This window comes from Pseudomonas sp. GV071, from assembly GCF_003050835.1.
Lineage (GTDB): Bacteria > Pseudomonadota > Gammaproteobacteria > Pseudomonadales > Pseudomonadaceae > Aquipseudomonas.
Map to the genome: position 1 here is coordinate 288,911 of NZ_QAOJ01000001.1, position 25,542 is coordinate 314,452.

The following is a 25,542-nucleotide window of genomic DNA, read 5'->3' on the forward strand; positions in this document are numbered from 1 at the left end:
CAAGGCCTAGTGATGAAACGCTCGTCTGTTCTGACTCGTGCAACCCTGGTGGGGGTGTGCGCGGTGGTGCTGCCTTTGCTATTGGCGGCGTATGTCGGTTGGCTGTTGACCCTGACCAGTGTGCAGCAGCGGCTGGACGGCATGGCGCAGGTGGTGGCGCAGCACACCGACGCCACGGTCGAGGAGGCATCGTCGGCGCTGCGGCTGATTGCCAATAGCCCGATTCCACCGTGCAGCCCGGAGGGGCTCGACCAGATGCGCTTGCTGGCGATGAACACCTTTTCGGTGAAGACCGTCGGCTATGTGGAGGAAGACATTTTTACCTGTGGCTCGCAGGGGCTGATGGGCGCCAAGGCCGAGCCCTGGGTGGGCCATTTTGTTGCCGCCGATGGGGTGCTGGCCTCGCTGCAGGCGGTGCCCTGGCTGGGCACGGCCAAGCCGATGCTGGCCCTGCAGCACTCGGCATTCCACGTGCTGGTGGATGCCCAGCAGTTTCTTGAGGTGGTGGTAGATGGCCGGTTTGGCGTGGCGGTTGGCGCGCTGGATGGGCAACTGCTGAATGCCTCCAACCCGGCGGTTGGCAGCCTGCTGACGCTGGTGCACACCGGCCCGCTGAGCGGCATGAACGAGGGCTTTCTGTACACCGTGGTGCGCAACGGCAACTGGCTGTCGGTGGCGGCCATTCCGCGAAGCGACCTGTGGGCGATTCTGTTGGAAACCCAGCTGCTGACCCTGAGCATCGGCCTGGTGGTGGCCGGGGTGTTGCTGCGGCGGGTGGTGCGTGATGCCGGGCGGCGCCTGTCGCCGCTGGCTGAGCTGGAAAGTGCGGTACGCCACCGCGAATTTATTGTGCATTACCAACCGATCATCGAGCTGTGTTCGGGGCGATGTATCGGCGCCGAGGCGTTGGTGCGCTGGCGTCGGGCCGACGGCAGCATGGTGCGCCCGGACCTGTTTATTCCGCTGGCTGAAGAGAGCGGCTTGATTCTGCCGATTACCGACCAGGTGATGGAGGCGGTAATGCGCGACCTGGGGCCGATGCTGGCGGCCGACCGCAGCCTGCACGTGGCGCTGAACCTGGCCGCTAACGATGTGTGCAGCGGCCGTTTCCTGCCGATTCTGCTGGGGCATATGCAGGCGGCGGATGTGCTGCCTTGCCAGGTGTGGCTGGAGGCCACCGAGCGCGGCTTCATGCATTTGGAGTCGGCCAAGCTGACCATCGCCAAGGCCCGTGCCCTGGGCTTTCGCGCGGCGGTGGATGATTTTGGCACCGGCTATTCGAGCTTGCAGTACCTGCAGCAGTTGCCGCTGGATGCGCTGAAAATCGACAAGGCGTTTGTCAGCAGCATCGGCCTGGACGCGAGCATGACGCCGCTGATCGGCCATGTGATCGAGATGGCCAATACCCTCAAGCTGGAGCTGGTGGCCGAGGGCGTGGAAACGGCGCAGCAGCTGGATTACCTGCGCGCGCACCATGTGCAGTTTGCCCAGGGCTGGCTGTTCGCCAAGGCGTTGCCGGCCGAGGGTTTCAAGCGTTTCTGCCTGGATGAGCGGGCGGCGCTGCTCGGCGCAGACGAGGTGCCGGCTGGCCTGCCAGCGCTGCTGCCGGTCAGTGGCTGAGGCCGTACTTTTTCACTTTGTCGAACAGGGTGGTTTTCGCCATGCCCAGTTCCTGGCTGGCTTGGCTGAGGTTGCCGCTGCTGCGTTGCAGGGCGTCGCCGAGCAGGGTGCGTTCGAAGGCTTCTACCGCTTCGGCGAAGGCCAGGCCTTGCGGTGTGCCGCTGCTGCCGGTTTTTTTGAAGGCGGGCAGGCCGAGGGCGAAACGTTCGGCGACGTTGCGCAGTTCGCGCACGTTGCCGGGCCAGTCGTGGCTCATCAGGCTCGAGAGGGTGTGGTTGTCGAGCTCCGGCGCCACGCGGTCGAAGCGCAGGGAGGACTGCTGCAGGAAGTGTTCGAACAGCTGCAGGATGTCTTCACGGCGTTCGCGCAGTGGCGGCAGTTCCAGGGTGACCACGTTCAGGCGGTAGTAGAAGTCGCTGCGAAATTCGCCGGCTTTGCTGGCGGCGTCGAGGTCGGCTTTGGTCGCGGCAATCACCCGGCAGTCCACGGCCACGCTCTGGTTTGAGCCCAGGCGTTCGAGGGTGCGTTCCTGCAATACGCGCAGCAGTTTGATTTGCAGCGCCAACGGCATGCTTTCCACTTCATCGAGAAACAGCGTGCCTTCGTGGGCGTGTTCGATTTTGCCGATGCGCCGTTTGCCGGCGCCGGTGAAGGCGTTGGCTTCGTGGCCGAAAATTTCGCTTTCGAACAGGTTCTCCGGCAGGCCGCCGCAGTTGAGGGCGACGAAGGCTTTGCTGTGGCGCCGGCTGAAGTCGTGCAGGCAGCGGGCGACTAACTCTTTGCCGGTGCCGGTTTCGCCTTCGATCAGCACGTTGGCGGCGGTGTCGGCGACGTTGGCGATCAGTTCACGCAGCTGTTGCATGGCCGGCGAGCGGCCGATGATGCGGCCTTCCAGCGAATCGCGTTCGGCCAGCTGCCGGCGCAGGGCAAACACTTCGCGGGCCAGGCCACGTTGTTCCAGGGCGCGGCGCGCCACGTCGACCAAACGTTCCGGGGCGAAGGGTTTTTCCATGAAGTCGTAGGCGCCTTTCTGCATGGCGCCGACGGCCATGGCGATGTCGCCGTGGCCGGTGATCAGCACCACCGGCAGGCTACGGTCGCGGGCCTTGAGGCGGGTGAGCAGCTCCAGGCCATCGATGCCCGGCAGGCGGATGTCGCTGATCACGATGCCGGCAAAGTCGTCGCCAACCTGGGCCAGGGCTTCTTCGGCACTGCCCACGCCAATGCAGGGAATGTCTTCGAGGGCCAGCGCCTGTTGGCAACCGAGCAGTACATGGGGGTCGTCTTCGACGATCAGCACTTTCAGGTCGTGGGTCATAACGGCTCGCCAGTAAGGGGGCTTGCTAACACCAGGGTGAGAACAAAGGTGGTGCCACCGCTGGCCGGGTGTTCGACACCCAGGTGCCCGCCGGTGGCGGCGGCCAGGCTGGCCGAGAGGGTCAAGCCCAGGCCCAGGCCCTGTTCGCCCGGTTTGGTGGTGAAGAAGGGTTCGAACAGGTGCTTGCGCGCTTCGGGGTCGATGCCGTGGCCGTTGTCGCGCACCCGCAGGCAGTATTTACCTGGCTGCTCTTCGCCGCTCAGCCAGAGTTCGGGCTGCGCTTGGTGTTGCATGGCGTCGAGGGCATTGCCGATCAGGTTGACCAGAATCTGTTCGAGGCGGGTCTGGTTGATGTGCACCTCGACATCGGCGCAGTCGCGGTGCACCTGCAGGCGGCTGCTGTCGATGCGCGCGCCGAGCAGTTGCAGGGCGGCGTCCAGGGCTTTGCCCAGGCGTGCCGGGCCTTTGTCGTCGCCGCGGCGGGCGAAGGAGCGCAGGCTGGCGGTGATGCGGCCCATGCGGTCGATCAGTTCGTTGATGGTGGTCAGGTTGGTGCTGGCGACGTCCAGCTGGCCGCGCTCAAGGAAGCGCACGGTGTTGCCCGATAACGTGCGCAGCGCCGCCAGGGGCTGGTTCAGTTCATGGGCGATGCTGGTGGACATCTGGCCGATGGCGGCGAGCTTGCCGGCCTGCACCAGTTCGTCCTGAAAGCGCCGCAGGGTTTCTTCGGCCTGGCGCCGTTCGCGGATCTGGCCCTTGAGTTGTTCGTTGCTGGCGCGCAGGTCGCTGGTGCGTTCGGTAATCCGACGCTCCAGTTGGTTGTTGGCTTCCTGCAGGGCTTCGCGGGCGGCGAGGCGGGTGGCGATCACCTTGCGCCGCTCGTTCCAGGCGATCAGCAGGAAGGCCACCAGGGCGCAGGCCACGGCCACCAGAATGCCCTGGTTGATGGCTTCGCGGCGCAGGTCCTGCAGGGGCGTGAGCAGGGTGAAGTGCCACGGCGTGTCGCTGAGCGGGCGGGTTTGCGCCAGGTAGCTGATGTTGTCGCCACCGGCTTCGACCGAGCTGTTGGCCGGGAAGGTGAGTTTTTCTTCGCCTTCGGCGAGCGTTTCCCGCGCCAGGGGTTGCAGTTCATTGAGCGGGAACCAGTAGTACTGCAGGCTGCGGGCGAGTTTTTCTTTGATCTCTTCGCTGAGCGGCAGCACCGATTTCAGCCGCCGCGCCGGATCGCTGGAGAGAATGATGATGCCGTTTTCGTCGCTGACGAAGGCTTCCAGGCGCGCCCGTTGCCAGCGTTCTTCGAGGCTTTCCAGGCGTACTTTGACCACCGCCACGCCGATGATCTTGCCGTGTTCTTCCAGGCCATGGGCGAGGTAGTAACCGGGTTCGCCGTTGGTGCTGCCAATGCCGTAGAAACGCCCCGGCTGGCTGCGAATGGCGCTCTGAAAATAGGCGCGGAAGGACAGGTCTTCACCGAGGTAGCTGTCCACGTCGCGCCAGTTGCTGGTGGCCAGCACCCGGCCGGTGGTGTCCATCACGTAAATGGCGCGGCTGCGGCTGCGACGGTTCAGGCCTTCGAGGTAATCGTTAACGGCCTGGCGGTGTTCCGGGGTTGGCTCGCCCAGCAGCTTGGAGACGCTGGTTTCCAGCTCCAGCAGGCTGGGCAGGTAGGTGTATTTGCTGATCTCGCTTTCTACCGCACGGGCGTGCAGTTCGAGCTGGCGCTGGCCGTTCTCGCTGAGGCTGCGGATGCCTTGGTATTCGCTGATCCAGAAGCCGAGGTAACCCAGGCCGACCATCAGCGCGATGACCAGGGGCGGCAGGAACAGCTGGCGGATCAGACGGGGTTTCACGGCGAGTGATGGCAACGCGGCGCGGTATACAGTGGGGTCGCATTTCATCACAGAAGCCTTTATTTGAACTAGCGCCGGCTACTGCGCGAACGCCATCGGCACCCGGGCAGTGCTCGGAAGCCTCACGTACTGGAGTACGCTGCGGTTCCTGCGCGCTGGCCGGGTACGGCTGGCGTCCGCTCGCTATGCCTATTACGTGGGTTGGCGGGCAACCCACGATCAACGCTCACAGTGCGTAGGTTGGGTTGAGCGTAGCGAAGCCCAACAGCGGGTTTCGACATCACTGTTGGGCTTCGCCTACGGCTCAACCCAACCTACAGCCCCACATGCACCGAGATGGGTCTGCTTAGTGCTGCAAAATCTTGTTGAGGAACTGCTGGGTGCGTTCGGCGCGTTGGCTGATGTCGCCGAAGAATTCCTCTTTTTTGCAGTCTTCGATGATGGTGCCGGCGTCCATGAAAATCACCCGGTCCGCCACTTTGCGGGCGAAGCCCATTTCGTGGGTCACGCACATCATGGTCATGCCTTCCTGGGCCAGTTGCACCATCACGTCCAGCACTTCGTTGACCATTTCCGGGTCGAGCGCCGAGGTGGGTTCGTCGAACAGCATGACGATCGGGTCCATGGCCAGCGCCCGGGCAATGGCCACCCGCTGTTGCTGGCCGCCGGAGAGCTGCCCGGGGTGCTTGTGGGCGTGGGCGGAGAGGCCGACGCGTTCGAGCAGTTGCAGGCCTTTTTTCGTCGCCTCTTCCTTGCTGCGGCCAAGCACTTTGATCTGCGCGATGGTCAGGTTTTCGGTGATGGACAGGTGCGGGAACAGTTCGAAGTGCTGGAACACCATGCCGACCCGCGAGCGCAGTTTTGGCAGGTCGGTTTTCGGGTTGGCGATCGAGGTGCCGTCGACCACGATGTCGCCTTCCTGGAACGGCTCCAGGGCGTTGACGCATTTGATCAGGGTGGACTTACCCGAGCCAGACGGCCCGCACACCACAATCACTTCACCTTTCTGGACTTCGGTGCTGCAGTCAGTCAGCACCTGGAAGTCGCCATACCACTTGTTGACGTTCTTGATGGAAATCATACGGCGAACCTTTTTTGCAGACGCTTGACCAGCAGCGAGGCGGCAAAGCTGATTGTGAAGTAGGTGAGTCCGGCAAAAATCAGGAACTCGTTGGAGCGACCGATGATGTCGCCACTGGCGCGCGAGGCATTGAGGAAGTCGACCAGGCCGACGGCATAAACCAGCGAGGTGTCCTGGAACAGGATGATGCTTTGCTGCAGCAGCAGTGGGGTCATCTTGCGGAAGGCTTGCGGCAGGATGATCAGGCGCATCATTTGCCCGTAGGTCATGCCCAGCGCTTTGGCAGCGCCCATCTGGCCCTTGGGAATCGACTGCACGCCGGCGCGGACGATTTCGCAGAAGTACGCCGCTTCAAACATCATGAACGCCACGATGCACGAGGCGAAGGCGCCGATGGGGGTGTCTTCGCCGGTGATCCAGCGCAGTACGAAGGGCACCGCCAGGTAGAACCAGGTGATCACCAGCAGCAGCGGAATGGAGCGGAAGTAGTTGACGTAGGCGCCGGCCAGATTGGCCAGCAGCTTGCTGGACGACAAGCGCATCAGTGCCAGCACGGTGCCCAGGGCAATGCCGCCCACTACACCCAAGGCCATCAGTTGCAGGGTCATGACCATGCCGTTCCACAAGCCTGGCAGCGACGGGATGATGCCCGAGAAGTCGAGTTCCATCATTTACCCCCTACGGCGATCAGGCCGGGCACGGCGACTTTTTTCTCCACCAGGCGCATCAGCAGCATCAGGCTCATGTTCAGGGTGAAGTAGATAAGGGTGGCCAGGGTGAAGGCTTCGAACAGGTTGGCGGAAAACTCGGCGGTCTGTTTGGTCTGCGCCAACAGCTCCATCAGGCCGATCAATGAGGCCACTGAGGAGTTCTTGAACACGTTGAGAAATTCCGAGGTAAGCGGCGGAATGATGATGCGGTAGGCCTGCGGCAGCAGCACGTTCGAGTAGATTTGCGCCAGGGTGAAGCCCATGGCCCGTGCCGCCGATTCCTGGCCACGGGGCAGCGCCTGGATACCGGTACGCACCTGTTCGCACACCCGTGCGGCGGTGAACAGGCCCAGGCACACGACCACGCTCAGGTAGGCCGAGGTGGTGGGGTTGAGGTCTTGCTTGTACCAGTCCTGCAGGTTCTGTGGTAGCAGATCGGGCACCAGGAAGTACCAGATAAACAGCTGCACCAGCAGCGGCACGTTGCGAAACAGTTCGACGTAGCAGGTGGCGATGCCGGCCACCAGGCGATTCGGTACGGTGCGCATCACGCCCAGCACCGAGCCCAGCAGCAGGGCGATGAGCCAGGCTATGACGGCAATGGCGATAGTCCAGCCCAACCCGGAGATGTACCAGTCGAGATAGGTCTCGCTGCCCACGCCGGTGGATCTGAAGAATACGCTCCAGTCCCAGTTGTAATTCATGCGGGTCTCCCCTCAATAACCAAGGCACACGGCAACGGCGGGGCAAGCCCGGGTGCGCAGGGTGTGCAAAAAGTGCCAGCAGGTGCGGCCACTGCTGGAAGGGCTAGAGCCCTTTCAGCAGCAGCGCGTGGGCATGACTCAGGACTGTTTGTCGTCAGCCGCTTTGTCGGTCGGGTTGGCTTGCAGTGCCTTGAGCTCGTCGCTCATGGGGAAGTTGAGGTTCAGGCCTTTTGGCGGGATTGGCTGCATAAACCACTTGTCGTAGATGGCGTTGATCTCGCCCGATTTGTACACGGCGACGATGGCGTCATCCACGGCCTTTTTGAACGGCGCATCACCCTTGCGCACCATGCAGCCGTAGATCTCGTAAGACTGTGGCGTACCGGTAACGGCCCAGTCGTCGGCCTTCTTGGCCTTGGCGGCTTCGCCGGCGAGCAGGGCGTCGTCCATCATGAACGCCACCGCGCGGCCCGATTCCAGCATCTGGAAGGACTCGCCGTGGTCTTTGGCGGAGATCACGTTCATGCCCATTTGTTTGTCGGCATTCATCGACTTGAGCAAGCGCTCGGAGGTGGTGCCGGCGGTGGTCACCACGTTCTTGCCTTTGAGGTCGGCGAAGTCTTTGTAGGTGGAGGTTTTCTTCGACAGCAGACGGGTGCCGATTTCGAAAATACCTACGGAGAAGTCGACCTGCTGCTGACGCTCGACGTTGTTGGTGGTGGAACCGCACTCAACGTCCACGGTGCCGTTCTGCACCAGGGGGATACGGGTTTGCGAGGTCACCAGGTTGTATTTGACCTGCAGGTTGGGCAGGTCGAGGTCTTTCTTGATCGCTTCAACGATCTTCAGCTGCAGATCGTGGGAATAGCCAATCGGCTTGCCGCTGGCGTCGGCGATGTAGGAGAACGGAATGGAGGCGTCGCGGTGGCCAAGCGTGATGACGCCAGACTCTTTGATTTTTTTCAGGGTGCCGGTGAGTTCAGCGGCGAAAACGGGAGTAGAGATCAGAGCAGCGGCAATGGCTGCACCCAGAATGTGGGGGACGATGCGCATCAAACTTTCCTCAATTTTGTTTTTTTTATGGGGCCAGGTGTTCGGCCCTTTGCGTGTCGAACGGCAACTGCGCGGTGGCAGCGGGGCATTCGCAGAGAGGAAGAGAGCAGGAGTCGTGCCAGGGGCTGTTGTGATTATTAAGTTACTGATTTAAAATGGTTATTTGTTTTTGTGGGGCGAGGATTTGCACGCGGAATATCCGGTAATCCGAATTGCCTGGTGGGTTGTGTTCGGAAAACCGGATGAGGGATAGCCCCGTATCCCCAGCGAAGGCTGGGGCCCAGAATCTTGGCGGTGATGACAATCGCTGCCCTCACCCCAGCCCTCTCCCGCAGGCGGGAGAGGGGGCAGATTTGCAGGCGGCAGGGGAATTAATGTTTGCAGGAATCGAGGCCGAAGCCTCGATGCTTGTGATCTTTAGCTTTTAGCCGCCCCACAAATCAAGATCGAGCGAGCTAGGTGTGGCAAGGCGAAATCGGTTTTTGAAGCGCAGTTGGCTGTAGCCAATGAGCATTCAAAAACCGATTTCAACGCAGCCACGCCGACGCGCAGCCGATCGTTCAGTTACGAGAGGAAGCCGCCGTCGACGTTCAGGGCCACACCCGTGGTGTAGCTGGAGGCATCGCTAGCCAGATACAGAACGGTACCGGCCATTTCGCTCGGATCCGCCACACGCTTCAGCGGGATCTGCTGCAGGGCGGTGTTGAGGATTGCGTCGTTCTTCACCAGGGCCGAGGCAAACTTGGTGTCGGTCAGGCCTGGCAGCAGGGCGTTGCAGCGGATGCCGAACTGGGCGCATTCCTTGGCGAACACTTTGGTCATGTTGATCACGGCGGCTTTGGTCACCGAGTAGATGCCCTGGAACACGCCTGGGGAAACGCCGTTGATGGAGGCGACGTTGATGATGCTGCCTTTGCCTTTTTCACGCATCAGCTTGCCGGCTTCGATGGACATGAAGAAGTAGCCACGGATGTTCACGTCGACGGTTTTCTGGAAGGCCGACAGGTCGGTGTCCAGCACGTTGCAGAACTGTGGGTTGGTGGCGGCGTTGTTCACCAGGATATCCAGTTGGCCGAACTGCTCGCGAATCTGCGCGAACACGTTCTGAATCTGTTCCATCTCGCCGATGTGGCAGGCGATGGCGGTGGCTTTGCCGCCGTCAGCGATGATGGCGTCGGCCACGGCCTGGCAGCCTTCGATCTTGCGGCTGGAGACGATCACGTGGGCGCCTTGCTGGGCCAGGAGCTTGGCGATGGCTTCGCCGATACCGCGGCTGGCGCCGGAAACGAAAGCCACTTTGCCGTCGAGGTCGAACAGATTGGTCTTGGACATGGGGTTCCCCTGAGTCTGTTTTGTAGATGATGGAGATGAAGGGCTGAATCCACCGCCACTTAGCGGGCAGGGCGGCGGATTACAAGGCGCGTTACAGCGTGGATTTGTTGATGACCTGCAGGCTGGTTTGCTCCAGCAGCTTGTTCAGTTGAATGAACGAAGCGAAGCGTTTGTCCTGGGTCTGGCCATGGAAGTAGCGGTAGTAAATCTGCTGCACGATGCCGGCCAGACGGAACAGGCCGTAGGTGTAGTAGAAGTCCAGATTCTTCACTTCGATGCCGGCGCGCTCGCCGTAGTAGTCGGCGAATTCCTGGCGGGTGAACATGCCCGGCGCGTTGCTCGGTTGGCGACGCATCATTTGCATCGGCGCCGAGTCGGTGGCGTCGATCCAGTAGGCCAGGGTGTTGCCCAAGTCCATCAGCGGGTCGCCGATGGTGGTCAGTTCCCAGTCCAGCACGCCGATGATCTGCGTCGGGTTCTTCGGGTCGAGAATCACGTTGTCCAGGCGGTAGTCGTTGTGCACGATGGCCGGCTTGTGGTGGTCGGCGGGCATCTTGTCGCGCAGCCAGGCCTTGGCTACTTCCCAGCTCGGGGCGTCGGGGGTCATGGCCTTTTCGTAACGGTCGGTCCAGCCGCCGATCTGGCGCTCGACATAACCTTCGGGCTTGCCCAGGTCACCCAGGCCGCAGGCGTTGTAGTCGACGTTGTGCAGCTCGACGAATTTGTCGACGAAGTTTTTGCACAGGGCGCGGGTCTGCTCGACGCTGAAGTTCATTTCGGCCGGCATGTCGGTGCGCAGGATGATGCCGTTGACGCGTTCCATTACGTAGAACTCGGCGCCAATCACGCTCTCATCGGTGCAGTGCACGTAGGCTTTCGGGCAGTAGGGGAAGCCGTCGTTGAGCTGGTTGAGAATGCGGAATTCGCGGCCCATGTCATGGGCAGATTTGGCCTTGTGGCCAAACGGCGGGCGACGCAGCACGAACTCTTGCTCGGGGTATTCCAGCAGGTAGGTGAGGTTGGAGGCGCCGCCGGGGAACTGGCTGATGGTAGGCGTGCCAGTCAGGCCTGGAATGTGGGCTTTGAGGTACGGGTCGATAATGGCGGCGTCGAGTTCTTCGCCATTACGGATACGGGTGGACTGGTCGGTAAGCGCCATACTTATCCCTTCTACTTATAATGAGGGCCTTAGATTATTGGCTAATCTAATGCCGTGGCCGAGGCCCTACAAGCCGCGCGGGCCCTTATTGGTGAGCGTGTTTTTGGATAATCAGCCGGCCTGATTAGCCGCGTTTGAAAGCCTGCAGTCGAAAAAAAACCGGAGTCCAAAGACTCCGGTTTTTCATCAAGCGTAGACGCTAAATCCCTTAAACCGGGAACAGCTCGCCCAATTTCATCGCCAGCATCATGTCGCCTTCAGCGCGCAGTTTGCCGCCCATGAACGCTTGCATGCCGTCGGTTTCACCGGAGGTGATGCCGGCCAGGGTTTCGGTGTTCATGATCAGGGTAACGTTGGCGTTGGCCGATTCACCGGTGGCCAGGTCGACGGTGCCGTCTTTAACGGTCAGGTAGAAATCTTCGCCGTCTTCGATTTTGAAGCCGAATACCAGGTCCAGGCCGGCAGCAGCGGCAGGGTTGAACTTGGATTTCATGGTTTGAGCGATGTCAGCAACTGTGGTCATGATTCGATCCTTTATAGTTTTCTTCGGTTACGCGCGGCCTTGCGGGCCACAGTAGACCGGAACTCAGCGGAAAGTGATGAGTTCCGGCGCCTTCAACAGTTCCAAATGCGCGTGACTGTTGAAGGAAGCCAGTGCCACCTCGCGACCGCGGAACTTGAAGCGGTTGAGCGAGGTGTTGACGATTTGCCAGTTCAGCTCGAAAGCCTGAGCCGCCGGTATTGCAGTAATAAGATGCAGCATGGCGGTAATGGTGCCGCCGGATGTGAATACCGCGATGTTGTCTTTGCTCGAGGCGCGCTCAAGAATGCGCGCCAGGCCGCCTTCCACTTGCTCGACGAATTCCTGCCAACTCTGCAAACCCGGTTTCGGGTGCTCGCCGGAAATCCAGCGGCCGATCAGCAGGGCGAACAGGCGCTGGAATTCGGCGCGGTTGTTGGCGGCGTTGCGCAGGGTGTCGAGGGCGTGCGGTTCTTGCGGCAGGATGTCCGGCAGCAGGGCGCGGATGACCGCGTCGGCGTCGAATTCGTTGAAGGCTTCATCGGTGTCCAGCTCCGGCGTGGCGATGCCAGCAGCCTGGAGTTGGGCGAGGGCGGATTTACCGGTGTGCTGCTGACGCAACAGGCTGCCCGCTACGGCGCGGTCGAAGCGCACATCGAGTTGCGCCAGGTGCTGGCCGAGGATTTCGGCCTGGCGCACGCCACGCTCGGAGAGCACGTCGTAATCGTCGGCGCCGAACGAAGCCTGGCCATGGCGAATCATGTAAATGCTGCCCACGTGAGCGTCATCCCGCTACGGTGAAAGTTTCGCGAGGGTATGAGGATAGGGTAGCCCTGTCAACGAAAAAACATACGCTTGTTTGAATCGATATCACGCTGCTCTATAAGGCCATCGGCTGACGTGCCAGGTAATGATAAGTCGGTCTACGCCGCTGGTCGGGCCCTGGTCGCGTCGGTATGCTTGGGCCCCACATCTGCCGCCCGGTGCCGGGCGCCTATCTGCCATCTCGAGGGAAAACGCGTGGAGTTTCTAGCCGATTACGCTGGCTTTCTGGCCAAGACATTCACTGTGCTGGTGGCCATTCTGGTGGTTCTGCTGACCATCGCCGTACTGCGTGGCAGAGGACGTAAACGTAGTGGGCAATTGGAGGTCCATAAACTTAACGACTTCTACAAGGCCCTGCACGAACGCCTGCAAGGCGCCTTGTCGACCAAGGACCAGCTTAAAGTTCTGAACAAGGCGCAGGCCAAGGCCGACAAACTGGCGAAGAAGAACCCGCAGGATAAACCCCGGGTATTCGTGCTGGATTTCGATGGCGACATCAAAGCCTCGGCCACCGATGCCCTGCGCCATGAAGTGACAGCGTTGCTGAGCCTGGCCACGCCCAAGGACGAAGTGGTGCTGCGCCTGGAGAGTGGCGGCGGCATGGTCCACAGTTATGGTCTGGCCTCGTCGCAACTCGCGCGTATCCGCCAGGCCGGCGTGCCGCTGACCGTGTGTGTCGACAAGGTGGCGGCCAGCGGCGGCTACATGATGGCGTGCATCGGCGAGAAGATCATTTCCGCGCCGTTCGCCATTCTCGGCTCCATCGGCGTAGTGGCGCAGTTGCCCAACGTGCACCGTTTGCTGAAGAAACACGAAATCGATTTTGAAGTGCTCACCGCCGGTGAATACAAACGCACGCTGACGGTATTTGGCGAGAACACCGACAAGGGCCGGGAGAAATTCCAGCAAGACCTGGAGATCACCCATGAGCTGTTCAAGGACTTCGTCGCCAGCTACCGCCCACAGCTGCAGATGGACGAAATTGCTACCGGTGAGGTCTGGCTGGGCCAGCAGGCGCTGGGCAAGAAGCTGGTGGATGAGCTGATGACCAGTGACGAATACATCGCCACCAAGGCGAAAACCGCAGACGTGTTCCAACTGCACTATGCGCACAAGAAAAGCCTGCCGGAGCGGGTTGGCCTGGCGGCCAGCCTGTCCGTAGACCGCCTGCTGCTGACCTGGCTGAGCCGCCTGCAGCAACAGCGTTTCTGGTAAGGGTCTGGCAGGGCGACTGATAAAAGCTGAAAGCAGGAGAGCGATATGAGCAAGTTCAACGCACTACAGGTCAGTGAAGTGGCTGGCGTGTTCGAGCCGCAGGTGATCGAGCGTGACACTGCGGACCTTCCAGCCGGCGAGTTGCTGATTCGTGTGCGCTACTCGTCGCTCAACTATAAGGACGCCCTGTCGGCCAGCGGCAACCGTGGCGTGACCCGTAATTATCCGCACACCCCCGGCATTGATGCCGCCGGGGTGGTGGAGCAATCCAGCGTCAGCGAGTTTGCCGCCGGTGATGAAGTGATCGTTACCGGCTACGACCTGGGCATGAACACCGCCGGTGGTTTTGGCCAGTACATCCGTATTCCAGCCGCCTGGGCAATCAAGCGCCCACAGGGCCTGTCGCTGCGTGAATCGATGGTGCTGGGTACTGCGGGCCTAACTGCGGCGCTGTGCGTCGACAAACTCGAACAGGCCGGCCTGCGCCCGGACAGCGGCACGGTGCTGGTCACTGGCGCCACCGGCGGCGTCGGCAGCATCGCGGTGGTGCTGTTGAAGCGTCTGGGCTACAGCGTGGCAGCGTCCACCGGCAAGGCCGAACAGGCCGAGTTTCTCAAGGGGTTGGGCGCCAGCCAGATTGTCAGCCGTGAAGACCTACAAGCCGGCACCGAGAAAGCCATGCTCAAAGAACAATGGGCCGGTGCGGTGGATACCGTCGGTGGCGACATCCTCTTCAACGTGGTCAAAGCTCTGCAATACGGCGGCAGCGTGGCGTGCTGCGGGTTGACCGCCGGCGTTGGTTTCAAAGGCAGCGTGATGCCCTTCATTCTGCGCGGCGTGAACCTGCTCGGCGTGGACTCGGTGGAGTTGCCGATGGTGGTCAAGGCGTCGATGTGGGATCGCCTGTCGCTGCAATGGAAGCTCGACCTGGAACCGCTGGTGGAAGAGGTGAACCTGCAGCAGTTGCCGGAAGCGCTGAAGCGCATTCTGGCGGGCAAGATGGTTGGGCGGGTGTTGCTCAATCTCGGCTGAGATATATCGCGGCTGAAGCCGCTCCTACAGGTGGACGTGGTCCCTTGCAGGCGCTTCAGCCGCGATGCTTTTAGGCCTTACTCACGTACATGGTGATCTCAGCCCGAAACACTGCCTTATCCCCGACATACGCCATCACTGGCACCTTCACATCCCCCAATGCCTCCCAATCCACCGCGCTGCCATCGGCGACGGTGCGAACGTCGCCGTCTGCTTTGGCCAGGTATTCCACGGTCATGCCTTTGGGAATCCAGCGGCAACCAGCGGGAATCGACACATCGGTCATGGTGCCCGCTGCCAATTCTGCCGAGTTACACAGGGCAATCGCATGCACGGTGCCAATGTGGTTAAGCACTTCACGGCGTTTGGCGAAGGTCACTTCGGCATAACCTGGGCGCAGGTCGACAAACTGCGGGGCGATGCTGGCGAAGTAGGGCGCGACCTGGCCGATCATGCCGCTGAATTGGGCAGCGCCGGCTTGTTGAAACATCTGCATCATCTGACTCATGGCAACTCCAGAACGTGATTTTTTGGTTGAACAGTAGTGCGCGCCGAGTCAGTATTACCAGCATTAGAAATTAATTCTAGAAAAATATTCTAGTTTTTCTCAGCCCCCGACCAGAGAAGCGATTTAATGGCGCGCCCATCGCGTAAAGACGACATCCTGCAAGCCGCCCTGGCGCTGTTCACCGAGATCGGCGTGGACGCCACCACCATCGAGATGATCCGCGACCGTTCCGGCGCCAGCATCGGCAGCCTGTACCACCACTTCGGCAACAAGGAACGCATCATCGGCGCCCTGTACCTGGCCGGCACCGGCGAATACGCGGCGATGCTCGAGCAAGGGTTTAGCGAGGCGAAAAGCGCGAAGGACTGCGTGAAGCTGCTGGTGACCAGCTACATCGATTGGGTAACCGCCAACCCGGACTGGGCGCGCTTCGTACTGCACAGCCGGGGGCGGGTGGAGGCGGGAGAGATGGGTGATCAGTTGAAGGAGGCCAACCGCGAACACTTCGCGCGGATATTCGAAGCGCTGGCCGGCTACCGCGAGCAGGGCCTGTTCCGCGAGATGCCGGCGGACTGTTTTGCCTCGGTGATCATCGGCCCGACCCATGACTTTGCCCGTAATTGGCTGGCGGGCAGGGCGCAGACCGAGTTCGTCGATTGCCGGGAATTATTAGCGCAAGTGGCCTGGGAAAGTGTGCGCGCCTGACAATCAAAAGCCTTGCGGCTGAAGCCCCTTCCACATGGATAGGCGATCTCTTGTGGGAGGGGCTTTAGCCGCGACTCCTGCAAACGTAAATCCGAAAACAAAAAGCCCCGCACTAGGCGGGGCTTTTTATCACCGGCTTATCAAGCCCGGCGGCGGAACAGCGGCTGTGGCTGATCAGCCGAAGCCTGGTACACCTCGTTGAACTCGCTGAACGCTTTCAACGCATCATCCGGGTCTTTGTCTTCGCGCAGGGCGAAGGCATCGAAACCGACACGGTGCAATGCCCACAGCTGGTCGCGTAGCACGTCGCCAATGGCGCGCACTTCGCCTTTGTAGCCGTAGCGGGTGCGCAGCATGTAAGCGGTGGAGCTATGGCGGCCGTCGGTGAAGGCGGGGAAGTTCAGCGCGATAACCTGGAAGTTGTCCAGATCACCTGCGATTTCTTCGATCTCTTCACCGGCTTCCAGCCACACGCCCAGGCCGCCGTCGCGGGCTTTGAGGGCGCTGCTGTGTTCCACGTACAAACCCAGCGGCACGATCAGGTCGTCGCAGTTGGACACGCCTTCCAGGGTCGCGTCCTTGGGCAGCAGGTGCCAGGTCTCGTCGACCAGCTGACCGTTCTTAATGATTCGCTGCATATACGCGCTCCTTGAACGGGTCGATGCCGACACGGCGGAAGGTATCGAGGAAGCTTTCTTCGTCGGTACGGCTTTCCACGTAGACGTTGATGATCTTGCTGACTACGTCGGCCATGTCTTTCTCGGCGAACGACGGGCCGAGGATCTGCGCCAGGCTGGCGTCGCGGCCAGAGCTGCCGCCAAGCGATACCTGGTAGAACTCCTGGCCTTTCTTGTCCACGCCGAGAATGCCGATGTGGCCGACGTGGTGGTGACCGCAGGCGTTCATGCAACCGGAAATGTTCAGGTCGATATTGCCGATGTCGAACAGATAATCGAGGTCGTCGAAACGACGCTGGATAGCTTCGGCAATCGGAATCGACTTGGCGTTGGCCAGCGAGCAGAAGTCGCCGCCCGGGCAGCAGATGATGTCGGTCAGCAAGCCCACGTTCGGGGTGGCAAAACCCAGTTCGCGCAGCTCGCCCCACAGGGTGAACAGCTGGCTTTGCTCCACGTCGGCCAGAATGATGTTCTGGTTATGGCTGTTGCGCACTTCGCCGAAGCTGTAGCGATCGGCCAGGTCGGCGATGGCGTCCAGTTGCTTGTCGGTGACGTCGCCTGGGGCCACGCCGGTCGGTTTCAGCGACAGGGTGACGGCGGCATAACCGGGCTTCTTGTGGGCGAATACGTTGCGGCTGGCCCAGCGATCAAAACCGGCGTGCTCGGCGCGCAGGGCGGCGAGGGCATCGGCCTGGTCTTCCAGAGCTTTGTAGCTCGGGTCGATAAAGTGCGCGGCAACCCGCGCTACTTCAGCTTCGGTCAGGGTGGTCGGGCCATCCTTCAGGTGTGCCCATTCAGCATTCACGCGCTCGGCGAACACTTCGGGGGTCAGCGCCTTGACCAGAATCTTGATCCGCGCCTTGTACTTGTTATCGCGACGGCCATAGCGGTTGTACACACGCAGGATGGCGTCGAGGTAACTGATCAGGTGCTGCCACGGCAGGAATTCATTAATGAAGCTGCCCACGATCGGGGTACGGCCCAGGCCGCCGCCGACGGATACGCGGAAGCCCAGTTCGCCGGCTTCGTTGTTCACCGCTTCCAGACCGATGTCGTGCACTTCGATGGCCGCACGGTCGCTCACGGCGCCGTTGACGGCGATCTTGAACTTGCGCGGCAGGTGCGAGAACTCAGGGTGGAAGGTCGACCATTGGCGAATGATTTCGCACCACTGACGGGGGTCGACGATTTCGTCTTTGGCCACGCCAGCGAACTGGTCGGTGGTGGTGTTACGGATGCAGTTGCCGCTGGTCTGGATCGCGTGCATTTGCACGGTGGCCAGCTCAGCAAGAATTTCCGGTACGTCTTCCAGTTCCGGCCAGTTGAACTGCACGTTCTGGCGGGTACTGATGTGCGCGTAGCCTTTGTCGTAGTCGCGGGCGATCTTGGCCATCATGCGCACTTGCGCCGAAGACATCAGGCCATACGGCACGGCCACGCGCAGCATCGGCGCGAAACGCTGGATATAAAGACCATTCTGCAGGCGCAACGGGCGAAATTCTTCGCCAGAAAGTTCGCCAGCCAGATAGCGGCGGGTCTGATCACGGAACTGCTTGACGCGGCTCTCGATGATGTCTTGATCGTAACTGTCGTAGACGTACATACGGGTCCTGTTTTCAGGCTACTTACTGCCAAATCAGCGCGCACGGCCGCGCACTCCTCGCGGAGCCGGGGGAAGATACCAGTTCAGGTTTATGCGCAAAAGTGATGTTTTAGTATAAGAACGAAACTTATGGTCATAAGAACGGCTGGCTATAAGTCATTCTCATCTGACCCCCACCAACCGTAGGAGCGGCTGTAGCCGCGATAGCTTTCCGGGGCTCAAAAACATCGCGGCTGAAGCCGCTCCTACGGGGGCGAGAAACAGAGGTATTTGTCGGCTCGCCTGCTGTGGTCTTAACTGCAAAACGGACCATCCCATAAGCACAACAACAGGGGCAGCCATGACCGACCATTCCCATACCAGCGAAGCAGTCGAAGACAACCGTGACAGCGTTGTCGACGCCTGGGCCATTCTTATTCTGATTGCCCTGGCCGTTTCCACTGCGGTGTTCTGGGTCAGCCATCAATAGACCGACACCACGCCGCTTTTAGGTACGAAAGCGGCGCTTCTTGTAAGCATTCACTGACAGATGGTGACAGATTGCCATTACTCATCCGCGTATACTGCGCGGCTGAGTCAAGCGTGAGTGCATGAAGTTGAAGGGGTCATTGCGCACCGTAGTCGCGGTAGTGGGTTTACTCGCATGGAATTGCGTCAATGCAGCTAACGTAGTGTTCCTCAACCCGGGTCGTACCGGCGAGGAATTCTGGGACGGCTATGTCAAGTTCATGCAGGCCGCTGCCAGCGATCTGGGCATGCAGTTGCGCGTGCTCGACTCCCAGCGCGACCGCGACCTGATGCTCGCGCAGGCCCGCACCGTGTTGCAGGGCGCGCAGAAGCCCGACTACCTGTTATTCATCAACGAACAATACGCCGCCCCGGAAATCCTGCGTCTGGCCAAAGACTCGGGGGTGAAGCTGTTCGCGGTCAGCAACACGCTGACCACCGACCAGCAGCGGGTGATCGGCAGCAGCCGGGAAACCTACCCCAACTGGATCGGCAGCCTGGTGCCCAACGATGTCGACGCCGGCTACATGCTGGCGACCGGCTTGATCAAGCACGCCCGGGAGTCGCACCCCGACCAGCCGTTGGAGATGCTCGCCTTCAGTGGCGTGAAGCAAACCCCCTCCAGCCAGGAGCGCGAGCAGGGGCTGAAAAAAGCCCTGGCGGAAAACCCCGACGTGCGTCTGCGTGTGATGACCTATGGCGGTTGGCAGCGGCAGCGTTCCTACGACCAGGCGCGCACGCTGTTTCCGCGTTACCCCGGCATCAATATGGTCTGGACTGCCAGTGACGAGATGGCCCTGGGCGCCATGCAGGCTGCCGAGGAGTTGGGCCACAAGCCTGGGCAGGACATCCACTTCGCCACCATCAACTCCAGCGCCGAGGCGCTGCAGGCCAAGATTGACGGGCGTATCGAGGTGCTGGTCAGTGGCCAGTTCACCATCGGCGGCTGGGCGCTGGTGATGCTGCAGGACTACGACAAGGGCCTGGACTTCGCCAAGCACGGCGGCAAGGACCGCACCCTGCCGATCTACGTGACACTTGATGAAAAACAGTCGGCGCGGCTGGCCAAACGAATAGCGGGCAAGGACAACTACGGCCTGGATTTCCGCCGTTACCTGCTGCACAAGCAATCCAAATTGCGTGAGTACAACTTCTCCTTGCGCCCGCTGATTGACTGAGCCAGGCGCTTACACACCGGCCAGATGCAGGACCAGTTTGACCAGGGCGAACAGCACCAGAACGAAAATTCCGGTGAACAGCACGCCAATAAAAATGAACTGACCGGGTTTGCCATGGCGGAAATCGCGGGCGCGGTTCTTGCCGCTTTGCACGCCGAAGGCCGCGGCCATCACGCTGTGCAGTACCTGCCAAAGGGTAGGGGGCTGGTCGTTATTGTTTGAGTTGTCCATTGCGCACTCCAGATTGCTTCCCGTGCTGCAACCATAGCCGAAGATCGCCACCGGGCCCGTGCTCAGCCATACTAGCGGCCTTCGTTACACCCCCTTATTTGCCAATACGCTCGTTCTTGCAACGCCGTGCGGAGTTTTTATGAAATACATCCACCAGCGCGAACACCTCAATGAAGACGACATCGTCGTGATTCAGTGCTCGCAAGCCTGCAACATCCGCCTGATGAACGACGCGAACTTCCGCAGCTTCAAAAATGGCGGCCGGCACACCTACCACGGCGGGGCGTTTGTCGACTTCCCGGCAAAAATCGTGGTGCCCAGCAGCGGTTTCTGGAACATCACCATCGACACCGTGACCCGCAAAGCCGTCAGCGTTACGCGTAAACCGACGCTCACCCACTCGATCAAGATCGTGCGCAAATCGCCCTCGCAGTTGCGCTAACGATCAACAGCATCGCGGTTGAAGCCCCTCCCACAGGTGACCTCGTTCCATTGTGGGAGGGGCTTCAGCCGCGATGCTTTTATGGGTTACAAGGCTGCGATTATCGCGTTGAAATCCGGGCGGTCGCTCACGGTCGGCGCCACACACGCCCGCTGCACCTGCCATAACCGCTCCGGCACCTCGTCGCAGCGCTCCAGCAACTCTTCCAGCAAACAGCCAAACGCCCGCGCCTCGATGCGTTGCAGCGCTTGCCCCTGTGCGCTTGCTGGGTCGAAGAACGACGCCGCGCCGAAGTCGCCGAGCAGGCAATGGCCGGCGCCGTTCACCAGCAGGTTATGGCCGTACAGGTCGCCATGCAGAATGCCGTTGCTGTGCAAGTGGGCTGCCGCCGAAGCGACGGCGCGGGCGATAGCCAGCGCTTCTTCCAGTGCAAAGCGCCGACCTTGGGCATACACATCGCGCGTGCAACTGGCCAGCGACGGCGGTCCGGCCAGCACGTGGTAGTCCGCACTGATGCGCTCCAGCAGCAGACCAGGTGGCGTGCTCTGCAGCGGGCCGGCGACGCCGATCAGGTGCGGATGATTGCCGGCGGCGATGCACGCTGCCATTTCACTGTGGGGCAGGCCATCGCTGGTGACTTCGCCGCGAAACAGCTTGGCGGCCATGCTGCGGTTGTTCCACTGCGCGGCGTGGATGATCCCCGACGCGCCCTGGCCCAGCACCTCGCCGAGTTGAATCTGCTCCAGCGCAATCGCCTCCATCGGGTGACTGGCCAGCACCTCGCGCTCTGCCACATCGCTGACCGGGTTGCCGGCGTACGCCAGCCAGGCCAGTTGCGGCAACTCCATCAACCAGTCCGGCAAGCGCTCGAAGCGGTTGGCCGCGATGCGCAGCAACTGCAGGTTGGCGCAGGCGCCGAGGCTTTCCGGCAGCGCTTCAAGCCGGTTGCCGGCCAGCATCAGCTTTTGCAAGCGCGGGCGTTGGCTCAGTTCGCTTGGCAACTCGCTGACCTGGTTGTCGCTGAGAATCAGCCAGCGCAGTTGGGCTGGCAGCGCGGCGGCCGGCACATGGCGAATCTGGTTGGCTTTGAAGCCGACCATCTCCAACTGCGCGCAGTCACCCAGTACTTCCGGCATTTCGGTAAAGGGGTTGTCCGAGCAGAACAGCACCTTGAGCCGATGCAGGCGCGGCAGGTCGGCGGGCAAACGACTGAGCTGGTTGCCAGAGAGGTTGAGCACCTCAAGGCTGTCGGCCAGGTCGAAGATTTCCGTCGGGAATTCGCGTAGCTCGCAGGTCAGGTCCAGGCGTTTGATCCCGGCCAGTTCGCCTCGGCGCAGTTGTTCAAGGGTGTGCATAAGCGGGCGGTACGCAGTCGTAGGTTGGGTTGAGCGAAGCGAAGCCCAACGAGCTCCGAGTGCATAGTTAAGAACCGCCTGTTGGGCTTCGCCGTTGGCTCAACCCAACCTACGTGTTGGGCGGGATCAGTTGTCGTAACCGAGATTCGGCGCCAACCAACGCTCGGTCACGGCCAGGTCCTGACCTTTACGCGCGGTGTAGCTGTCGATCTGGTCCTTGTCCACCTTACCCACGGCAAAGTACTGGGCCTGCGGGTGGGCGAAGTACCAACCGCTGACCGCTGCTGCCGGGAACATGGCGTAGTGCTCGGTGAGGAACACGCCACTAACGCCCGCCTTGAGCTCTTCGGCTGCCGGGTCCAGCAGTTCGAACAGCGTGCCTTTCTCGGTGTGGTCCGGGCAGGCTGGGTAGCCAGGGGCAGGGCGGATGCCTTTGTAAGCTTCCTTGATCAGGTCGTCGTTGCTCAGCGCTTCTTCCGGGTCGTAGCCCCAGTAGTCTTTACGCACTTGCTGGTGCAGCCACTCGGCGCAGGCTTCGGCCAGGCGGTCGGCCAGGGCTTTGACCATGATCGAGTTGTAGTCGTCGCCAGCGTCCTGGTAGGCCTTGGCCACTTCCTCGGCGCCGATGCCGGCGGTGGTGATAAAGCCGCCGACATAGTCGGTCACGCCGCTGCTTTTCGGCGCCACGAAGTCGGCCAGGCAGAAGTTCGGCTTGCCGTCGGTTTTGATGATCTGCTGGCGCAGGTGGTGCAGCTTGGCCAACGGCTTGCCGTCTTCGCCGTACAGTTCGATGTCATCGTCCTGCACCTGGTTGGCCGGCCAGAAACCGAACACCGCGCGGGCTTTGATCAGCTTGCCGTCGATCAGCTTACTGAGCATTTCGCGAGCGTCTTTGTACAGCGCGGTAGCCGCTTCGCCGACGACTTCGTCGGTGAGAATGCGCGGGAATTTGCCGGCCAGGTCCCAGGAGATAAAGAACGGCGTCCAGTCGATGTACTCGGCCAGCACGTTGAGGTCGATGTCTTCCAGCACCTTCACACCGGTGAAAGTCGGCACGGTCGGCTGGTAGGTCGCCCAATCGAACTGCGGCTTTTTCGCCACGGCCGCCGCATACGGCAGGCGCTCGGTGCGGGCGCTGCGGTTGGCGGTGCGCTCGCGCACTTCCACGTAGTCCTTGCGGGTGCTCTCGACGAAACCGGCTTTCAGTTCCTTGGACAGCAACTGGGTGGCCACGCCCACGGCGCGCGAGGCGTCGGTGACGTAAACCACGGCATCGTTCTGGTACTTGGGCTCGATCTTCACCGCGGTGTGCGCTTTCGAGGTGGTGGCGCCGCCGATCATCAGCGGCAGGGTGAAGCCCTGGCGCTGCATTTCGCGGGCAACGTGAACCATCTCATCCAGCGACGGCGTGATCAGGCCAGACAAACCGATGATGTCGCACTTCTCGGCAATCGCGGTTTGCAGAATCTTCTCCGCCGGCACCATTACGCCGAGGTCGACGATGTCGTAGCCATTGCAACCGAGTACCACGCCGACAATGTTCTTGCCGATGTCATGCACGTCGCCTTTCACCGTGGCCATCAGAATCTTGCCTTTGGCTTCGGGCTTGTCGCCTTTTTCCAGCTCGATAAACGGAATCAGGTGGGCCACCGCCTGCTTCATCACACGGGCGGATTTCACCACCTGAGGCAGGAACATTTTGCCGGCGCCGAACAGGTCGCCGACGATGTTCATGCCCGACATCAGTGGGCCCTCGATCACCTCGATCGGGCGCGCGAACGACTGCCGGGATTCTTCAGTGTCTTCAACAATGTGCGTGGTGATGCCTTTAACCAGTGCATGCTCCAGACGCTTGTTGACGGGCCAGCCGCGCCATTCTTCGGTCTCGGCTTCCTTGACGCTGCCGTCGCCCTTGTACTTGTCGGCAATGGCGAGGAGGGCGTCAGTGCCTTCCGGGGTGCGGTTGAGCACAACGTCTTCCACTGCGTCACGCAGTTCGGCCGGGATCTGGTCGTAGATCTCCAGCTGGCCGGCGTTGACGATACCCATGGTCAGGCCGTTGCGGATCGCATACAGCAGGAACACCGAGTGAATCGCCTCGCGCACCGGGTTGTTGCCGCGGAACGAGAACGACACGTTGGACACGCCGCCCGAGGTCAGGGCATAGGGCAGCTCATCGCGGATGTAGGCACAGGCGTTGATGAAGTCGACGGCGTAGTTGTTGTGCTCTTCGATACCGGTGGCCACGGCAAAGATGTTCGGGTCGAAAATGATGTCTTCCGGCGGGAAGCCGACCTGGTCCACCAGGATGTCGTAGGAGCGTTTGCAGATCTCTTTCTTGCGCGCTTCGGTGTCGGCCTGGCCGGCTTCGTCGAAGGCCATCACCACCACGGCGGCGCCGTAGCGCTTGCACAGTTTGGCGTGGTGAATGAATTGCTCGACGCCTTCCTTCATGGAAATCGAGTTGACGATGCCCTTGCCCTGAATGCACTTGAGGCCGGCCTCGATCACTTCCCACTTGGAGGAGTCGATCATGATCGGCACGCGGGAGATATCCGGCTCGCCGGCAATCAGATTGAGGAAGGTGACCATCGCCTTCTGCGAATCCAGCATGCCCTCGTCCATGTTGATGTCGATCACCTGGGCGCCGGCTTCCACCTGCTGCAGGGCGACTTCCAGGGCTTCGGTGTAGTTCTCTTCACGGATCAGGCGGGCGAACTTGGCGCTACCGGTGATGTTGGTGCGCTCGCCGACGTTCACAAACAGCGACTGGCGGTCGATGGTGAACGGCTCCAGCCCTGACAGGCGGCAGGCCTTGGGAATGTCCGGGATCACGCGTGGCTTGTGTTTGGCCACGGCTTCGGCAATCGCCTTGATGTGCGCAGGCGTGGTGCCGCAGCAACCGCCGATGATATTGAGGAAGCCCGAGGCGGCGAACTCTTCCACCACCACGGCCATTTCTGCCGGGCTTTCGTCGTACTCGCCGAACTCGTTCGGCAGGCCGGCGTTGGGGTGAGCGGAAACGTGGGTGTTGGCCTTGCCCGCCAGCTCTTCCAGGTACGGGCGCAGCTCTTTGGCACCGAGGGCGCAGTTCAAGCCCACCGAAATCGGCTTGGCGTGGCTGATCGAGTTCCAGAACGCTTCGGTGGTCTGGCCCGACAGGGTGCGGCCGGAGGCGTCGGTGATGGTGCCGGAGATCATGATCGGCAGCTCGAAACCGAGTTCTTCGTACACGCCCTGCACAGCGAAGATTGCCGCCTTGGCGTTCAAGGTGTCGAAGATGGTCTCGATCAGAATCATGTCCGCGCCGCCTTCGATCAGGCCGCGGGTGGCTTCGGTGTAGTTCACCACCAACTCGTCAAAGGTGACGTTGCGGTAGCCCGGGTTGTTGACGTCCGGCGACAGCGAACAGGTGCGCGAGGTTGGGCCGAGCACGCCGGCAACGAAGCGTGGGCGGTCCGGGGTTTCCAGGGTCTTGGCATCGGCCACTTGGCGGGCCAGACGCGCGCCTTCGACGTTCAGCTCATACACCAGCGCTTCCATGCCGTAGTCGGCCTGGGACACCTGGGTGGCGTTGAAGGTGTTGGTTTCGAGGATGTCGGCGCCAGCATCCAGATAGGCCTTCTCGATGGCCTGAATCACGTCCGGGCGGCTGAGCAGCAGCAGGTCGTTGTTGCCCTTTACATCGCTCGGCCAGTCGGCGAAGCGCTTGCCACGGTAGTCCTCTTCCTCCAGGCGGTAGCTCTGGATCATGGTGCCCATGCCGCCGTCGAGAATCAGAATGCGCTCTTTAAGGGCTTGCTGAAGGGACTGGAGGCGAGCGTGGCGATCGGACATGGGGCGTACCTGAAAAAGCGCGAAATAAAGTGGGCGCGATAATAGCAAAGCTGCGAGGGCCTGGAGCGCCTCCCAGGTTT

The 25,542-nt window shown here is 61.2% G+C and carries 23 protein-coding genes; 7 read left to right on the top strand and 16 right to left on the bottom strand.

Translation table 11 applies throughout. From position 1 onward, the window contains the following. The first annotated feature begins 12 nt into the window (after positions 1-12). Positions 13-1,620: an EAL domain-containing protein gene (locus C8K61_RS01245; RefSeq protein WP_108094361.1), complete on the top strand. Its 1,608-nt coding sequence runs from the start codon at positions 13-15 to the stop codon at positions 1,618-1,620. Here C8K61_RS01245 and C8K61_RS01250 read toward each other — a convergent pair. The 10 genes from C8K61_RS01250 to C8K61_RS01300 form a co-directional block, all read right to left on the bottom strand. Further along, positions 1,610-2,938: a sigma-54 dependent transcriptional regulator gene (locus tag C8K61_RS01250; RefSeq protein ID WP_108094362.1), complete on the bottom strand. Its 1,329-nt coding sequence runs from the start codon at positions 2,936-2,938 to the stop codon at positions 1,610-1,612. The genes C8K61_RS01245 and C8K61_RS01250 overlap by 11 nt on opposite strands. Next, the gene (locus tag C8K61_RS01255) at positions 2,935-4,836 is read right to left on the bottom strand and encodes a sensor histidine kinase (protein WP_108094363.1); all 1,902 of its coding nucleotides are present in this window, start codon (positions 4,834-4,836) and stop codon (positions 2,935-2,937) included. The genes C8K61_RS01250 and C8K61_RS01255 overlap by 4 nt, the downstream gene beginning before the upstream one ends. A 298-nt stretch (positions 4,837-5,134) precedes the next feature. Further along, on the bottom strand, positions 5,135-5,869 hold the full coding sequence (locus C8K61_RS01260) for an amino acid ABC transporter ATP-binding protein (protein ID WP_108094364.1): 735 nt from the start codon (positions 5,867-5,869) through the stop codon (positions 5,135-5,137). Further along, on the bottom strand, positions 5,866-6,537 hold the full coding sequence (locus C8K61_RS01265) for an amino acid ABC transporter permease (protein WP_108094365.1): 672 nt from the start codon (positions 6,535-6,537) through the stop codon (positions 5,866-5,868). Before C8K61_RS01265 ends, C8K61_RS01260 begins: the two co-directional genes overlap by 4 nt. After that, on the bottom strand, positions 6,537-7,283 hold the full coding sequence (locus C8K61_RS01270; protein ID WP_108094366.1) for an amino acid ABC transporter permease: 747 nt from the start codon (positions 7,281-7,283) through the stop codon (positions 6,537-6,539). The genes C8K61_RS01265 and C8K61_RS01270 overlap by 1 nt, the downstream gene beginning before the upstream one ends. A gap of 138 nt (positions 7,284-7,421) precedes the next feature. Continuing rightward, entirely contained in the window at positions 7,422-8,336 is a 915-nt protein-coding gene (locus C8K61_RS01275) for a glutamate/aspartate ABC transporter substrate-binding protein (RefSeq protein WP_108094367.1), read from the bottom strand. Between the two features lie 564 nt (positions 8,337-8,900). Further along, positions 8,901-9,668: an SDR family oxidoreductase gene (locus C8K61_RS01285; protein WP_108094369.1), complete on the bottom strand. Its 768-nt coding sequence runs from the start codon at positions 9,666-9,668 to the stop codon at positions 8,901-8,903. 91 nt (positions 9,669-9,759) lie between these two features. Next, the gene (locus C8K61_RS01290) at positions 9,760-10,827 is read right to left on the bottom strand and encodes a phosphotransferase family protein (protein ID WP_108094370.1); all 1,068 of its coding nucleotides are present in this window, start codon (positions 10,825-10,827) and stop codon (positions 9,760-9,762) included. A 208-nt stretch (positions 10,828-11,035) separates the two neighbouring features. Next, positions 11,036-11,350, bottom strand: a complete 315-nt coding sequence (locus C8K61_RS01295) for an SCP2 sterol-binding domain-containing protein (RefSeq protein ID WP_108094371.1) — start codon at positions 11,348-11,350, stop codon at positions 11,036-11,038. 63 nt (positions 11,351-11,413) lie between these two features. Further along, positions 11,414-12,124, bottom strand: a complete 711-nt coding sequence (locus tag C8K61_RS01300) for a histidine phosphatase family protein (RefSeq protein WP_108094372.1) — start codon at positions 12,122-12,124, stop codon at positions 11,414-11,416. A 243-nt stretch (positions 12,125-12,367) separates the two neighbouring features. Between C8K61_RS01300 and sohB the strand changes: the two genes are divergently transcribed. Both sohB and C8K61_RS01310 read left to right on the top strand, forming a co-directional pair. Further along, positions 12,368-13,387: a protease SohB gene (gene sohB / locus C8K61_RS01305; RefSeq protein WP_108094373.1), complete on the top strand. Its 1,020-nt coding sequence runs from the start codon at positions 12,368-12,370 to the stop codon at positions 13,385-13,387. A 45-nt stretch (positions 13,388-13,432) separates the two neighbouring features. After that, complete coding sequence (locus C8K61_RS01310; RefSeq protein ID WP_108094374.1) at positions 13,433-14,419, top strand: YhdH/YhfP family quinone oxidoreductase; 987 nt, start codon at positions 13,433-13,435, stop codon at positions 14,417-14,419. A 70-nt stretch (positions 14,420-14,489) separates the two neighbouring features. On the opposite strand, the gene C8K61_RS01315 is transcribed toward C8K61_RS01310, so the two are convergent. After that, positions 14,490-14,927 carry a hotdog fold domain-containing protein gene (locus C8K61_RS01315; RefSeq protein WP_108094375.1) on the bottom strand — a complete coding sequence of 146 codons (438 nt, stop codon included), beginning with the start codon at positions 14,925-14,927 and terminating at the stop codon, positions 14,490-14,492. Positions 14,928-15,053: 126 nt separating this feature from the next. On the opposite strand from C8K61_RS01315, the gene C8K61_RS01320 reads away from it, so the two are divergent. Next, a complete protein-coding gene (locus C8K61_RS01320; protein WP_108094376.1) occupies positions 15,054-15,632 on the top strand; it encodes a TetR/AcrR family transcriptional regulator in 579 nt (192 codons plus the stop codon). Between the two features lie 140 nt (positions 15,633-15,772). On the opposite strand, the gene C8K61_RS01325 is transcribed toward C8K61_RS01320, so the two are convergent. Both C8K61_RS01325 and C8K61_RS01330 read right to left on the bottom strand, forming a co-directional pair. Beyond that, positions 15,773-16,270, bottom strand: a complete 498-nt coding sequence (locus C8K61_RS01325) for a DUF934 domain-containing protein (protein WP_108094377.1) — start codon at positions 16,268-16,270, stop codon at positions 15,773-15,775. After that, complete coding sequence (locus C8K61_RS01330) at positions 16,254-17,912, bottom strand: nitrite/sulfite reductase (protein WP_108094378.1); 1,659 nt, start codon at positions 17,910-17,912, stop codon at positions 16,254-16,256. The genes C8K61_RS01325 and C8K61_RS01330 overlap by 17 nt, the downstream gene beginning before the upstream one ends. A gap of 340 nt (positions 17,913-18,252) precedes the next feature. Between C8K61_RS01330 and C8K61_RS26900 the strand changes: the two genes are divergently transcribed. Next, positions 18,253-18,381, top strand: coding sequence for a hypothetical protein (locus tag C8K61_RS26900; RefSeq protein ID WP_256589340.1), 129 nt, complete (start codon positions 18,253-18,255; stop codon positions 18,379-18,381). Between the two features lie 121 nt (positions 18,382-18,502). Continuing rightward, complete coding sequence (locus tag C8K61_RS01335; protein WP_108094379.1) at positions 18,503-19,597, top strand: ABC transporter substrate-binding protein; 1,095 nt, start codon at positions 18,503-18,505, stop codon at positions 19,595-19,597. Positions 19,598-19,606: 9 nt separating this feature from the next. On the opposite strand, the gene C8K61_RS01340 is transcribed toward C8K61_RS01335, so the two are convergent. Next, complete coding sequence (locus C8K61_RS01340; protein ID WP_108094380.1) at positions 19,607-19,828, bottom strand: DUF2970 domain-containing protein; 222 nt, start codon at positions 19,826-19,828, stop codon at positions 19,607-19,609. Between the two features lie 139 nt (positions 19,829-19,967). On the opposite strand from C8K61_RS01340, the gene C8K61_RS01345 reads away from it, so the two are divergent. Then, entirely contained in the window at positions 19,968-20,270 is a 303-nt protein-coding gene (locus C8K61_RS01345) for a DUF1883 domain-containing protein (RefSeq protein ID WP_108094381.1), read from the top strand. Positions 20,271-20,356: 86 nt separating this feature from the next. On the opposite strand, the gene C8K61_RS01350 is transcribed toward C8K61_RS01345, so the two are convergent. Next, complete coding sequence (locus tag C8K61_RS01350; protein WP_108094382.1) at positions 20,357-21,625, bottom strand: leucine-rich repeat-containing protein kinase family protein; 1,269 nt, start codon at positions 21,623-21,625, stop codon at positions 20,357-20,359. 126 nt (positions 21,626-21,751) lie between these two features. Continuing rightward, positions 21,752-25,462 (bottom strand): methionine synthase, encoded by a 3,711-nt coding sequence (metH, locus tag C8K61_RS01355; protein ID WP_108094383.1) that lies wholly within the window; start codon positions 25,460-25,462, stop codon positions 21,752-21,754. Between the last annotated feature and the right edge of the window lie 80 nt (positions 25,463-25,542).